General features: G+C 60.2%; 12 protein-coding genes. 8 read left to right on the forward strand and 4 right to left on the reverse strand.

The genetic code is table 11. The annotated features are described in order from the left end of the window. Window positions 1-44: 44 nt before the first annotated feature. Window positions 45-1,628 carry a S8 family serine peptidase gene (locus tag WKI89_RS12435; RefSeq protein WP_337870078.1) on the forward strand — a complete coding sequence of 528 codons (1,584 nt, stop codon included), beginning with the start codon at window positions 45-47 and terminating at the stop codon, window positions 1,626-1,628. A 26-nt stretch (window positions 1,629-1,654) separates the two neighbouring features. Here WKI89_RS12435 and serA read toward each other — a convergent pair whose 3' ends face one another. Then, window positions 1,655-3,220: a phosphoglycerate dehydrogenase gene (serA, locus tag WKI89_RS12440; protein ID WP_337870080.1), complete on the reverse strand. Its 1,566-nt coding sequence runs from the start codon at window positions 3,218-3,220 to the stop codon at window positions 1,655-1,657. 412 nt (window positions 3,221-3,632) lie between these two features. Between serA and WKI89_RS12445 the strand changes: the two genes are divergently transcribed. The 7 genes from WKI89_RS12445 (at window position 3,633) to WKI89_RS12475 (ending at window position 10,716) form a co-directional block, all read left to right on the forward strand. Continuing rightward, window positions 3,633-4,472, forward strand: coding sequence for a DegV family protein (locus WKI89_RS12445; protein ID WP_337870082.1), 840 nt, complete (start codon window positions 3,633-3,635; stop codon window positions 4,470-4,472). A gap of 289 nt (window positions 4,473-4,761) precedes the next feature. After that, on the forward strand, window positions 4,762-5,592 hold the full coding sequence (locus tag WKI89_RS12450; RefSeq protein ID WP_337870085.1) for a DegV family protein: 831 nt from the start codon (window positions 4,762-4,764) through the stop codon (window positions 5,590-5,592). A 43-nt stretch (window positions 5,593-5,635) separates the two neighbouring features. Further along, window positions 5,636-6,100 (forward strand): D-aminoacyl-tRNA deacylase, encoded by a 465-nt coding sequence (gene dtd, locus WKI89_RS12455; RefSeq protein WP_337870087.1) that lies wholly within the window; start codon window positions 5,636-5,638, stop codon window positions 6,098-6,100. 82 nt (window positions 6,101-6,182) lie between these two features. Then, the gene (locus tag WKI89_RS12460) at window positions 6,183-7,376 is read left to right on the forward strand and encodes an ROK family transcriptional regulator (protein WP_337870089.1); all 1,194 of its coding nucleotides are present in this window, start codon (window positions 6,183-6,185) and stop codon (window positions 7,374-7,376) included. A gap of 19 nt (window positions 7,377-7,395) precedes the next feature. Next, complete coding sequence (locus WKI89_RS12465; protein WP_337870091.1) at window positions 7,396-8,634, forward strand: ABC transporter substrate-binding protein; 1,239 nt, start codon at window positions 7,396-7,398, stop codon at window positions 8,632-8,634. A gap of 148 nt (window positions 8,635-8,782) precedes the next feature. Next, window positions 8,783-9,907 (forward strand): sugar ABC transporter permease, encoded by a 1,125-nt coding sequence (locus tag WKI89_RS12470; RefSeq protein WP_337870093.1) that lies wholly within the window; start codon window positions 8,783-8,785, stop codon window positions 9,905-9,907. Further along, window positions 9,904-10,716 (forward strand): carbohydrate ABC transporter permease, encoded by an 813-nt coding sequence (locus WKI89_RS12475; protein ID WP_337870095.1) that lies wholly within the window; start codon window positions 9,904-9,906, stop codon window positions 10,714-10,716. Before WKI89_RS12470 ends, WKI89_RS12475 begins: the two co-directional genes overlap by 4 nt. 26 nt (window positions 10,717-10,742) lie before the next feature. Here the strand turns inward: WKI89_RS12475 and WKI89_RS12480 are convergent, their stop codons facing one another. From WKI89_RS12480 to WKI89_RS12490, 3 genes are read right to left on the reverse strand one after another with little or no spacing between them, the layout of a single operon-like run. Beyond that, window positions 10,743-11,204 (reverse strand): very short patch repair endonuclease, encoded by a 462-nt coding sequence (locus tag WKI89_RS12480; protein ID WP_337870098.1) that lies wholly within the window; start codon window positions 11,202-11,204, stop codon window positions 10,743-10,745. A 2-nt stretch (window positions 11,205-11,206) separates the two neighbouring features. Continuing rightward, entirely contained in the window at window positions 11,207-11,830 is a 624-nt protein-coding gene (locus WKI89_RS12485; RefSeq protein ID WP_337870100.1) for an HNH endonuclease, read from the reverse strand. Between the two features lie 2 nt (window positions 11,831-11,832). Further along, window positions 11,833-12,792, reverse strand: a complete 960-nt coding sequence (locus WKI89_RS12490) for a DNA cytosine methyltransferase (protein ID WP_337870101.1) — start codon at window positions 12,790-12,792, stop codon at window positions 11,833-11,835. Window positions 12,793-13,001: the final 209 nt, after the last annotated feature.

A 13,001-nucleotide genomic window follows, 5' to 3' on the forward strand; every position in this document is an offset into this window, starting at 1 on the left:
GAAACACCCAGCCAACCATTGGCGCTCCCAACGAGGTGACCCAGATGAGTCGAACCGTGTTATTGCTGACCATGCTACTGGCCTTAATCGCCTGCAACACGCCCTTCCTCTCGGAAAAGGCGACAATGGGTTATGGGGTTATGGCGGCCTCTACCTCCGCCGATCCCACCACCCGCCCGGCTTGGGGTCAACGGGTCGGTCTGGAGGTGGGAAACCAAACTGTAACCAGGGTAGAGATCAACGATGTGGCCGTAGTTTGGACAAGAGTGGGAAATCAGGTGGTATTTGATCTGCCCAGTCCACCCCCCCTGCCCCCCAGTCTGCCCAGCACGCCTGTCCAGTACACCGACCGCGCCACGGTCAAGATCGAGGTGTTTGGTAATAACCTGAGCCAACCTTTCCTAACGAGGAATTGGACGCCCTACGGCTCGGCAGTAACCGGGGAGGTTAACGTCTTGCTGCTAAGCAGTACCTGCCCTTCCCAGGACGGGAGCTTTATGGGTATGGCCGTGGTCAACCGGTTTGCCGTGGGGCAGTTGTGCTTTTTCACCCTGAACATCGGTCAGCGTGATACCTTCACGACCCTCCAGAACCTCAAGAACAGCTTGAGCGAGCTGGCGGTAAGCCGAAATGTTTTCTTCAGCATGGATCAGGGCGGGGGCCTCAACTCCTACGATCCCACCTGCGGCCAGACCTACCACCACCTAGACCCCGCCTCGCTCAACTACCAGCTCATCCAAGGAACCAGCCTCAGGTCGCTGGTAGGGGCTAACTTCTCCACTGTGGGCAGTCCCACCGGCCTGGGTGTCACGGTCGCGGTGATTGGGGGCGGGGTCAATCCGGCCTGGCTGGGCAATCCTCCCCAGCTTGTGAGCGGCTACAACTTTGCCAATCCCGGTCAACCGACCAGCGAAGCTTTCGCCTGCGATTTCGACCGCGACGGCACCAACGACCTGGCCGGTCATGACACCCACGTGGCCGCCATCATCCACAGCATCGCCCCCCAAGCCCAGCTCGTGCCCCTCAAGGTTTGCAACGGGGTCGGCGACTGCCGCTCGGCCTACATCGCAATGGCCCTGATGTACCTGATGAACCCGCCCTACAACGGGAGGGTCATCGCCAACGCGAGCAACGGCGGCCCCTTGCCCGACGATACCATCTTCCAGATTCTGCAAAGGCCCCAGCTCAGCGACCCCACCCGGTTCTTGCTCATCGCTTCGGCAGGCAACCAGAAAGAAGCTGTCTTACACTATCCGGGCGGCTATGCGCCGGGCGCGGCTCCTCCGGGAAGCCTGCCCAACGTGGTATCGGTGGGAGCGTTCGGTGTAAACGCCTCGAGCGGAGCCTACGAGCCAGCCATCTTCAATACCGCCCAGAACTTCGAGCTTCTCGCACCGGGCATCAACGTCTGCACCAATCCAGCTACCCAGTTCCGCTGTACAGCAGGGGCCACCTACCCGGACAACCTGGGCTTGAGCGGCACCTCCTATGCAACCCCCTTCACGACCGCGGTCGCCGCGCTGTATGCCCAGGCCAAACCCGGTCAGAACCTGCGGAACCTGCTCCTGGCCAATGTAGCCCTAGATGTCACGGGAAGCACCCTGGGCCGGGTGCAGTACAAGCCCTAAATTGCGATCAGCAAAAAATACTTACCCTACAGTTCCGCCAAATCTACCCGCTCGAGCACATCCAGCCCTCGCAAGGCCTCCAGCACCGCCTCGCGGGGGCGTTCGTCAATAGCCAGCACAAACAGGGCTTTGCCGCCGGGGTTGTCGCGGCCAAGCTGCATACCGGCAATGTTGATGTTGTTCTCGCCCAGCAGGGTGCCCACCTTGCCCACCACCCCCGGCCGGTCGCGGTTGATGCAGACCAGCATGTAGCCGCTGGGCACCGCCTCCACCGTATGGTCGTCAATGCCCACGATGCGGGGCTTGCCGCCCAGCACCGCCCCTCGGGCCATGCGGGTCTCCCTGTCGGTCTCGAGGCGTACCTCCAAGACCTGGCGATAGTCCAATGGCTTCTCCACCTGACGGGTGATGAGCGAAACCCCCCGGTCTCGCAATAGCGGTCGTGCCGAAACCAGGTTGGTCGCCCCCACTGCCAGCACCTGGTCGAGCAAACCCTTGGCTACTGCCGAAGCAATGGGGTCGGGGTTTTTCTCGAACTCGCCGTAGTACGAGACCTCCACCGCCTGGGGGCGGCCCTGGGTGATCTGGGCCAGCAGCTTGCCCAAGGCCTCGCCCAGCGGCAGCCAGGCCGAGAACACCTGCAAACCCTCGGCATCGAAGCCGGTATTGAGGGCGTGGGCCAGGTTGCCCTGCAGGGTCTCGATGACCCGCTCCACCACCGCCTCCCCCACCCGGTCTTGGGCCTCGAGGGTGTTGGCCCCCAGGTGGGCAGTGTGCACTACCTTGGGATGATGCACCAGGGGGTGTTCGGCGCCTGGGGGTTCGTCCACGAACACATCCAGGCCTGCACCCCACAAATGGCCTTCGTTGAGCACCTCCACCAAAGCCTTTTCGTCGTAGATACCGCCCCGCGCCGCATTCACCACCACCGCGCCCTTGGGCAACAAGTAGAGTTCGCGGCGGCCAATCATGCCCCTGGTTTCGTCGGTGAGGGGGGTGTGTACGGTCAGGAAGTGGCACTGGCGCAGCATGTCAGGTAGGTCGTCCAAGAGCTCGACCCCTAGGGTCTGGGCACGGCTGCGCGGGATGTAGGGGTCGTAGGCCAGCACCCGCATGTCAAAGCCCTTGGCAAACTTGGCCACCTGCCCCCCGATGCGCCCCAGGCCCACAATGCCCAGGGTTTTGTGGTTGAGCTCGAGGCCCAGGTACTTGCGATCCCACTGGCCCTGCCGGATTTTCTGATCGGACTCCACCAGGCCCCGCGCCGTGGCCAGCAGCAGAGCCCAGGCCAGCTCAGCAGCCGAACGGGTATTGGCCTCGGGCACATTCACCACCAGAATGCCCCGGCGGGAGGCTGCGTCCAGGTCTACATTATCTACCCCCACCCCACCCCGCCCAACCACTTTGAGGTGGGTACCCGCTTCCAAGAGCGTGGCATCTACCTGGGTGCGGCTGCGGGTGATGAGGGCATCGTACTGCCCAATTACCTGTAGGATTTCTTCACGCGGTAGGCCGGGTTTGTACTCGAGGCGCACCTCGGGGTTGCGCACCTCACCCAGCCGCATTTCGTCGGTCACAAGCACTTTCCACATAGCTCACACTGGCCTTCGGATTTCTGGGTTTGGGCCTGGTTGGGCCCTATCCAACACGCCCAAAACCTTATCACTTTGTTCCATAAGGCACAACTTGGTTCCACGATCATTCTGCACAGAGCACACACTCAAAGCCGCTCGAGTACTGTGCCGGGGCAGGCTCCGTCCGCGGTCATCTCAGCAGCCATCTGTCCAACTGACCCGCTTCCACAAGCCTTTTTTCTCTCCTATTTCCTGCTCCCCGGCTCAATTTTGCTCTAGGCGACATTTTCCCAAGTAAAAGCCTGTGCTAGACTTACGCCACGAAGAAGCGTTGATCCGTTGTCGCTTCCAGCCCAGTGCGTTTGGGTTGGTTCTGATCCAGCGGCAAAGATGGGCCGCTCAGCTATAAAACAGCCGTACAGGAGAACCCATGAAAGTAGCTATCGTGACCGATTCAACCTCCGACCTGCAAGCCCGTGCCGCCCAGATGGGGGTGGAGGTCGTACCCCTCTATGTCAACTTCCAGGGCAAAATCCACAAGGACTGGGTTGAAATCACCCCTGCCCACATCTTCGAGGGGGTCAAGGCGGGGGCCGGGATGCCCAGTACCAGCCAGCCCTCGCCTGCCGACTTCAAAACCGCCTACGAACACGCCCTGCAAAAGGCCGACCACGTGCTCTCGATTCATATCTCCTCCAAGCTCTCTGGCACCGTGGGCTCGGCCAACCTGGCCGCCCAGGAGTTTCCCGGCAAGGTCACGGTCTTCGATTCGCTGGCCGCCAGCATGGGCATTGGGATGATGGTCGAGCGGGCCAAGGAATTGATGGATCAGGGGGCCGATCTTCAGCAAGTGCTGGTGGAACTCGAGCGCATCCGCTCCGACCACATCGTGCGCTTTACCCTGGCCACCCTGGACTACCTCAAGAAAAATGGGCGCATCGGCGGGGCCCAGGCCCTGTTGGGCGGTCTGTTGGGCATCAAACCCATCCTGACCGTCAAGGAGGGCAAGGTCGAGGCCGCAGGGCGGGCCAGGGGCGAGAAAAAGGCCCTGGCCGAGATGGTCGAGTCCCTCAAAACCTGGGCCGCAGGCCGCCAGAAAATCCGCATCTACTACCTCTACAACGCCGAAGAAAGCGATGTGGCCGCCTTCAAGGCCGCTATGCAAGCCACCGGGCTGCCCCTGGAAGAGCGCATGACCAGCAGCATCGGTGGGGTCATTTCCACCCACACCGGGCCGGGGCTATACGGGTACTATGCCTACAGCCTGTAAATAATTCCGTGGCACACTGCGCTAGTGGTTTGGTAAGCAAAAGATTGATATACAGTGAAGTTCCCACAATGAAGCGCTCAAAGCAACTCCCAGATATTACGGGAGCCAAATTCATCCCAGGAATCAAGTTACCGGAGCACCAGATACGCATGGCCGATTCTGCGGGTTTGCCCATCTACCCTGGCGCAACTTGGCTCCAATTGCCGGTATCGCGTAACGCTTGCTTCCATTGCAACATCGGCTATACTCGCCTGAATCAGGTTTCTGGAAATACAACTGCGAGGTGAAGATGGAACGTACCGCGTTCGTGGCCGATTCAACGTTGGGCCTGAGCCCAAAAGACGCCCTCAAGCAGGATATATATGTGGTTCCGCAGCAGGTCATCCTCGAGGGCCAGAGTTACCGCGACTATGTAGAGATGACCCCCGACCAGGTGATCCAGGCCCAGCTCGCGGGCAAGAAGGTTAGCACCAGCCAGATTTCCGCGGCGGATCTGGAAGCTTTGTATAAAGATTTGCTCGAGAAATTCGACCGCATCGTTTCGGTGCACGTCTCGAGCAAGCTTTCGGGCACCTATTCGACCGCCCGCAAGGTGGCCGAACAATTTGGCAATCGTGTCAAGGTGATTGACGGCCTGACCCTGAACGGCGGGCTTTCGTTTGTGATCGAGGAAGCCCGGCGCAAGCTGGCCGCGGGGGTGCCCTGGGAGCGGCTGGAAGAGGCCATCGCGCCGCTGGTGCAGCGCTTGCGCGGCTTCGTACTGCCCGCTACGCTGGAGTATCTGCACCGGGGTGGGCGCATTGGCGGTTTGCAGCACTTCATCGGCTCGCTCCTGAAGCTGCTGCCGGTGCTGGAAGTCCGGGATGGGCTGGTGCGGCCCCTCGAGCGGGCCCGGGGCTGGCACAAGGGTTTGCAGCAGCTTGCCGAAGCCTTCCACAAAGCCTTTCCCGAAGGGGCCCGGGTGGTGCTGGCCCATGCCTACAACCCCCAGGGGGTCGAGGAGTTGCGCAAACTAATTAGTCAGGAGGGTGTGGTCATCGAGGATGTGCGCGAGTGCGGCCCGGCGGTGGCCGCCCACACCGGCCCCGGCACGGTGGCGTTGTTTGCAGCACCGCGGTGAGCACCTCTCCCCCATTTGTCCTCTCCCCTGCTATTGTTGGGCCGTGCGTGCCGTCGTTCAACGAGTCTCCCAGGCCAGCGTAAAGGTAGACGGCCAGACTGTGGGGCAGATTGGGCGGGGGCTGCTGGTGCTGCTGGGGGTGGGCCAGGGCGACACCCAGGAAGACGCCCTCTACCTGGCCCGTAAAATTGCCGGATTGCGCATCTTTGCCGATGCCGAAGGCAAGATGAACCTGGCCCTGGCCGACGTGGGGGGTGAGGTGCTGGTGGTCTCGCAGTTCACCCTCCACGGCGATACCCGCAAGGGCAACCGGCCCAGCTTTGTGGGGGCGGCGCCGCCAGAGGTGGGCCGGCGCCTGTACGAGCAGTTTTGCGATCTGCTGGTCGAGCAGAGCTTGCCGGTCGAAACCGGGGTCTTCCAGGCTCATATGCAGGTGCACCTGATCAACGACGGCCCGGTCACCTTGTGGCTCGACTCCGCCGAGCGGCTTTCACCCCGGCGGCCCTAGCCCACAATTGACAGCGCCCGGCCGGCTGGGATATAGTTCGTTCGCTAAACTTACTAAGTAGCCCTGCCCCCGAAGGCGTGTCATGGCCCGTACTGTTCCTCTTGACCAGCAAGCCATCAAGCGGCTCAACCGCCGCCTGATCCTAGAAGCCCTGCGCCGCCATGGCCCGCAGAGCCGGGCCGCGCTGGCCCGGGCGGTGGGCCTGACCAAAAGCACGGTCTCCACGCTGGTGCAGGAGATGCTGGAGGAAGGTCTGCTGGACGAGGGCAACCAGCACAAGCCAGGCCTGGGCCGTCCAGGCACCGCGCTCGAGTTCTCTCCCCGGCACACCCTGGCCCTGGGGGTCGAGCTGGGCGTGGAGAACACGCAGCTTGTGCTGCTCGACCTCAACAACACCATCCACAACGAGTGGGACTGGGTCGAAAGCCCCCACACCCCGCTGGCCGAGCGGCTAACCAAGCTGGCCGAGCAGGTACGCAGCCGGCTTTCCGACCCCACCCAACTGCTGGGGGTTGGGCTGGCCGTCCCTGGGGTGGTCAACGGACGAAAGCTGCTCTACGCACCGGGCCCCGGCTGGCGCAACGAGCAGCCCGCGGAGATGCTCGAGGCCCTGCTCAAAGTGCCCACCCTGGTAGACAACGACGCCAACGCCGCCGCCCTGGGCGAGACCTTCTGGGGCGAGCAGCAAAGCCCGCTGGTCTACGTGGTCATGACCACCGGCCTGGGCACCGGCCTGGTGGTGGACGGCCAGGTCTACCGGGGCCGCCTGGGGGCTGCCGGCGAACTGGGCCACTGGCTCACCGGCCAGCCCCACAGCCGCAGCCGCGCCGGGGATGTGGAGGACACCCTGTCGCTGCGGGCCATGGTGGAGCGCTACCAGGCCGCTAGCAACCGCAAAGAAGGCTTCTGGGGCATCCTGCAGCGGGCCCAGCAGCAAGATCCCTACGCCCTGCAGGCCCTGCAAAACCTGGCCTATGAGCTGGGGCGCTTTGTGGTCAACCTGTGCGTCACCTTCGATCCGGCGGTGGTGGTGCTGGGCGGGGCCGGGGCCGAGGCCTGGAAGTGGCTCGAGGCCCCCCTGCGCCAGACCATCCGCAACCTGGCTTTTATCCCCGAACACGCCGAAATACCCGTCAAACCCAGCGCGTTCGGGCATCTGGCTCCGGCTATGGGCGCTGCGGCCCTGGTGTTGCAGCGCTTTTTAGCAAATGGTGGAACCAGGGCGTGGAGCCCGCCAATCTCCCCCCTGGCAACCCGGTCAACCATTGGCGTATAAACCTAATAGGAGGACACGCATGAAGAAGCTATTCCTAACCCTGGCGGCCCTGGCCCTCGGCACCGTGGGGCTGGCCCAATCGGGAAAGCTGGAGATCTTTTCCTGGTGGGCCGGCGACGAAGGCCCCGCCCTGCAAGCCCTGATTGATCTGTACAAGAAACGCTACCCCAACGTAGAAGTCATCAACGCCACTGTGACCGGCGGCTCCGGTGTCAACGCCCGGGCCGTGCTCAAGACCCGCATGCTGGGCGGCGACCCCCCCGATAGCTTCCAGGTGCACGCTGGGCAGGAGCTCATCGGCACCTGGGTGGTGGCCGACCGCATGGAAGACCTGACTGCCCTGTTCAACCAGGAAGGCTGGATGACCAAGTTCCCCAAGGGGCTCATTGACCTGCTGTCCTACAAGGGCAAGATCTACAGCGTGCCGGTCAACATCCACCGCTCCAACGTGATGTGGTACAACCCCGCCAAGCTGCGCGAATGGGGGGTACAACCACCCAAAACCTGGGCCGAGTTCCTCACCACCTGCCAGACCCTCAAGAGTAAGGGCCTCGAGGCCCCCTTGGCCCTGGGCGAGAACTGGACGCAACAGCACCTGTGGGAATCGGTGGCGCTGGGCGTGCTGGGCGCCGCCGATTACAGCAACCTCTGGACTGGCAAGCTGCGCTTCAACGATCCCAAAGTAGTAGCGGTGTGGAACACCTTTGGCCGGGTGCTGGACTGCGCCAACAAAGACGCCTCGGGCCTGAGCTGGCAACAAGCAGTAGACCGCGTACTGGATGGCACCTCTGCCTTCAACATCATGGGCGACTGGGCGGCTGGCTACATGACCACCACCAAGGGCCTCAAACCCGGTGAAGGCTTCGGCTGGGCCCCCGCCCCTGGCACCGCCGGTGTGTTCATGATGCTCTCCGACTCCTTCGGCCTGCCCAAGGGCGTGAAAAACCGCGCCAACGTGCTCAACTGGCTGCGGCTTTTGGGCTCCAAAGAAGGCCAGGACGCCTTCAACCCGCTCAAGGGCTCCATTGCCGCCCGCACCGACTCCGACCCCAGCAAATACAACGCCTACCTGCAATCCGCCATGCGCGACTGGAAGTCCAACCGCATCGTAGGCTCGCTGGTGCACGGCGCGGTGGCCCCCGAGTCCTTCATGAGCCAGTTTGGCACCGTGATGGAAATCTACCTGTCGGGCCGCAACGCCCAGGCCGCAGCCAATGCGGCTCAGGCGATTGCGACCCAGGTTCGTCTGGGTCAGTAACCCTTTTCAGAGGGGCAGGCCGTTGGCCTGCCCCTTGTCCAAGTTTTGCAAACAGACACTTTATCTATTAAAAAACCGGATAAAAAAAATGGCTAGGCTTTCGTGGTTATTGATGTAACCCCCTGAGGTGCCTACGCGAGAGGTGAAGATGAACTGGTTCAAAAACAAAGATACCCTGTACGGATTCCTGGTCATCTTACCCTCGCTGGTGCTGCTGGGCATCTTCGTATATGGCTTTATCTTTCAGACTTTTTATACCTCCCTCACCGACTGGGGCAGAGACCCGGCCCAGGCCCTCTCGGCCAACCCACAGATCCGCTTCATCGGCTTTGATAACTACCGCGAGTTGTTCACCGGGTTTATTGATGCCCGATTCCGTCAGGATTTAGTCAACACTTTTTTCTTCACGCTGTTTTTTATCCTGGGCTGCCTGGGGGTGGGGCTGGGGCTGGCTGTCGTACTGGACAGAAGCCCCCGCGGTGAAGGGTTTTTCCGCACCATCTTTTTGTTCCCCATGTCGCTGTCGTTCATCGTCACCGGCACCATCTGGCGCTGGATGCTACAGCCAGAGGGCGGCGTCAACCAGCTTCCCACCCTGGTGGGGCTGCCCAAGGGCGAGTTTGCCTGGCTGACCAGCCGCGAGCAAATCTGGCAGGTGAGCTGGAACGACCTGCCTTTCATCACCGCCCTGGTGGTGAGCGCCGTGCTGATTTTTATCGCCATTACAGCCTTTAGAGGGGGTGAGCGGCGACGGGGTTACATCGCCTCCGGCTCGGCAGCCTTGCTGCTCTTGTGGGCCTTCACCCTGGGCCGTAGCCTGCAACCCCTCCCCTACGACGAGCCCCACGGCTTCAACCTGGCCTTTATCGGCATCATTCTGGCGGCAGTCTGGCAGATGTCGGGGTACACCATGGCCCTCTACCTGGCCGGGCTGCGCGGCATCCCCGAGGAGCTGCGCGAGGCCGCGCGGGTAGACGGGGCCTCGGAGTGGCAGCTCTACCAGCGTGTGATCTTCCCGCTGCTGGCCCCCATCACCCTCTCGGCCATGATCATCCTGGGCCACATCTCGCTCAAAATCTTCGACCTGATCTTTGCCATGGCCGGGGCCGACAACGCCCCCACCGATGTGCCGGCCCTGCTCATGTACCTGACCACCTTCCGGGCCAACCAGATAGCTAAAGGCGCGGCCATCGGCATGATTCTGCTATTGCTGGTAGCTGCTGTGATTGTGCCCTACCTGTACAGCCAGCTCAAAAGCGAGGTGCGGCGATGATCGGGCGCATCCTGCAGTACACCATTCTCTTTATCGCTACGCTGTTTTTCCTGCTGCCGGTGTACCTGGTCATCGTCACCGCGCTCAAAGAACCCTCGGCCATCACCCTGAGCAGCACCTGGCAACTGCCCCAGGTCTGGTACTGGGAGAGCTTTGACCAGGCCTGGACGGCTTTTTTACCCAAACTGCAAAACAGCTTTTTCCTCACCCTTATCGCCACCATCCTCTCGGCCCTGCTGGGCTCCTTGAACGGCTACGTGCTGGCCAAATGGAAGTTCCCTGGGGCCAACATCGTCTTCCCGCTGATGCTCTTCGGGATGTTTATTCCCTATCAAGCGGTGCTGATTCCCCTGTTCCAGTTTGTGCGCGAGATTGGGCTGGGCGGCAGCCTGTGGGGCCTGATTCTGGTGCACGTGGTGTACGGCCTGCCCATCACCACCCTGATCTTCCGCAACTACTACGCCGAAATCCCCGACGAGATGATCGAGGCCGGGCGCATAGACGGCGCGGGCTTCTTCGGCATCTACAGCCGCATCGTGTTTCCGCTCTCGGTGCCGGGGTTTGTGGTGGTGATCATCTGGCAGTTTACGCAAATCTGGAACGAGTTTTTGTTCGCCGTAACCCTGGTGAGCAGCCCCGCCAACCAGCCCATCACGGTGGCGCTGGCCCAGCTCGCCGGCGGCGAGGCGGTGAAGTGGAACCTGCCGATGGCCGGCGCCTTGCTAGCAGCGCTACCAACGCTATTGGTGTATATCTTCCTGGGCCGCTACTTCATCCGGGGGCTTTTGGCGGGGTCGGTGAAGGGATAGGGGTTTTGGGGCTCTAACGTTTGAGTTCAGCGGCGCGCCGCTTTTTGGCGCGTCCTCTGGAACGATTTGTTGGGCGTCTTGGATGACAGAAACCGTTGCAGCTTTTTTGTAAGGCGATCTTTCTTGTTAATTTCACATTCCCAGACAACGATGACATCCCAGCCTGCTACGCGCAATGTAGCGATATTTTCAGCATCACGCTGCTGGTTCCGGGCAATTTTTGGAATCCAATAGTCCCGGTTTGTTTTTGGTTTGCGGATACCTTCGGCGCAGTCGTGCCCATGCCAGAAACAACCATGAACGAAAACAGCAAGTTTTCGTCCTATCCATGCAAGATCCGGTTTCCCTGGCAAGTCCTTCCGGTGAATGCGATAGCCTGAAAATCCAATTTCCCGGCAAAGTTGGCGTATCGCTAGCTCTGGTGCCGTATTTTTGCCCCGGATTTGCCGCATGTTTTTTGAGCGGCGATCCGGGGTCAATTTGTCCATTGCTACTTGCTTTTGGCAGCAATTTCCTCGGCTGCCTGCTTTGGGAATTTTGCTATCAGCCACTTCAACGCTTCAAGCTGATCTGCTGAAGTTGCTCTGCGTATCTGAATTAGAAGCTGCTTCAAGTCCGGGCGAATGGGAGTGGCATTCTGTGCCCCTTCGTTACAAATGGAGCAAATAGCCCGAAGATTAGAGGGCTCATCACTGCCGCCTTTGCTCTTGTCAATGATGTGCCCGATGTGAAGGCGTGTCTTGCGTGTTGGGTCGTAAGGATGAAGTTCTCCCGCGACTGCGCCACACATTTGGCAAGTGAAACCATTGCGGTCGAGGACATACGCGCGAGTTTCTTTTGAAATTGCTCGCTCAAAGGCCGGTTGTGGCTTCGGCGTTTCAAGCAAGTATTGGCCGGGCTTCAATTCGCTGCGGTCATTGTGCGTGAGAATCAAATAGCCTTCTTCTGTTCGCAGTTCACGAACACGCCGTGCCCACTCTGATTGATTATCCGCGACAGCGCGCAATTCATCAGAATCCATGACGCGGCCAATATTCGCCAGAAAGTGCTCGCGGAGTTTTCCGCGTGCACCACCCCTTGAGTTTTTTGCTTTTGGCGTTTTCTCTTTTGCCATTATTACCCCCGTTTGAGCTTTGGTTTTGCAGCGGCATTAAGGGCCACTTGAATCTGAAAGCCTACTGCATGAGCAACGGGCGGAGGGAACGCATTGCCAACTTGACGATAGGCGGCCGTCTTCTTTCCGCTGAATTGCCAATGATCCGGAAAGCCTTGAATGCGTGCAGTCATTCGAACTGTGAGTCTAGGCATGCCAACGAAATCTTTTTCGGGCGGCGCATCAGCGATTCCCATCCCATCAACGCCAATAGAGGCCCATGCTTTTTTTGCCCGGGTTGGCCCAAGGTCGGGGCCTCCGTGTTTTTTGCTTCCGCCCACCAGCGTTGGGGCAATATCACACGCACGCTCTCGCCACTGTCTGGCACCACGCCAGCCGTTTGCCGCCATCAGGTCATAAAGTGCTTCGCCAACTGTCGGCGGTGGCTTCGCCACCGCCGACGGCCAAGTGAAATATTCCGCAGCGTTTTTCTTTAATGCCACCAAAACAACACGGGGGCGCAATTGAGGTACGCCAAAATCGCTGGCATTCAATAGCCGCCACTCGGCGATGTACCCCAGTTTCTTCAGGTCGGAAATAATTTTCGCGCGATACTCATCGAAAACCGAATCGAGTAAGCCGCGAACATTTTCGAGCATTACGGCTTGCGGCTTGCACTCAGATACTAGCCTGATTGCTTCTGGAAACAGGTCGCGCTCATCTTCGCTGCCCAATTGCTTGCCCGCCTTTGAAAAAGGCGGGCAAGGTACTCCGCCTGCAAGGAGTTCAACACCTTTCCACTTCTCGGCTGAATAGTGATGTAGATCGCCTTCCGTGACGTGCCAATGATTCCGGTTGATTCGAAGAGTTTGGCAAGCTGCCGCGTCAAGTTCTACAAGGCTGACGTGATCAAAACCCGCTTGCTCTAAGCCTAGAGCCTGGCCGCCCGCGCCAGCACAGATTTCTATTGATGTAAGTGCCATTTCTCCCTCCAGTACGATTTCAGGCTCATTTTACGTTCTTTGGCAGCGGCTTACCACGTCGTGGTGCAGATGTGACGCCCAACTAGTAATTATACCGCACCAGCGGTATAACACTCTCCTGACAGGAATTATACCGAAGTGGCGAGTGCCGATAAACCACCAAAGTTTTTTTCACCCAAAACCTCTCCTTTCCTAAACTCGGTGCGAGC

The organism is Meiothermus sp., assembly GCF_037443965.1.
GTDB lineage: Bacteria > Deinococcota > Deinococci > Deinococcales > Thermaceae > Meiothermus.

What these genes read in the sequence shown, in the direction of transcription:
- WKI89_RS12470 (WP_337870093.1), top strand. Translation starts at nt 8,783, where the DNA reads ATGAACTGGTTCAAAAACAAAGATACCCTGTACGGATTCCTGGTCATC.
- WKI89_RS12485 (WP_337870100.1), bottom strand. Translation starts at nt 11,830, where the DNA reads ATGGCAAAAGAGAAAACGCCAAAAGCAAAAAACTCAAGGGGTGGTGCA.
- WKI89_RS12490 (WP_337870101.1), bottom strand. Translation starts at nt 12,792, where the DNA reads ATGGCACTTACATCAATAGAAATCTGTGCTGGCGCGGGCGGCCAGGCT.
- WKI89_RS12475 (WP_337870095.1), top strand. Translation starts at nt 9,904, where the DNA reads ATGATCGGGCGCATCCTGCAGTACACCATTCTCTTTATCGCTACGCTG.
- serA (WP_337870080.1), bottom strand. Translation starts at nt 3,220, where the DNA reads ATGTGGAAAGTGCTTGTGACCGACGAAATGCGGCTGGGTGAGGTGCGC.
- WKI89_RS12460 (WP_337870089.1), top strand. Translation starts at nt 6,183, where the DNA reads ATGGCCCGTACTGTTCCTCTTGACCAGCAAGCCATCAAGCGGCTCAAC.
- WKI89_RS12465 (WP_337870091.1), top strand. Translation starts at nt 7,396, where the DNA reads ATGAAGAAGCTATTCCTAACCCTGGCGGCCCTGGCCCTCGGCACCGTG.
- WKI89_RS12445 (WP_337870082.1), top strand. Translation starts at nt 3,633, where the DNA reads ATGAAAGTAGCTATCGTGACCGATTCAACCTCCGACCTGCAAGCCCGT.
- WKI89_RS12435 (WP_337870078.1), top strand. Translation starts at nt 45, where the DNA reads ATGAGTCGAACCGTGTTATTGCTGACCATGCTACTGGCCTTAATCGCC.
- WKI89_RS12450 (WP_337870085.1), top strand. Translation starts at nt 4,762, where the DNA reads ATGGAACGTACCGCGTTCGTGGCCGATTCAACGTTGGGCCTGAGCCCA.
- WKI89_RS12480 (WP_337870098.1), bottom strand. Translation starts at nt 11,204, where the DNA reads ATGGACAAATTGACCCCGGATCGCCGCTCAAAAAACATGCGGCAAATC.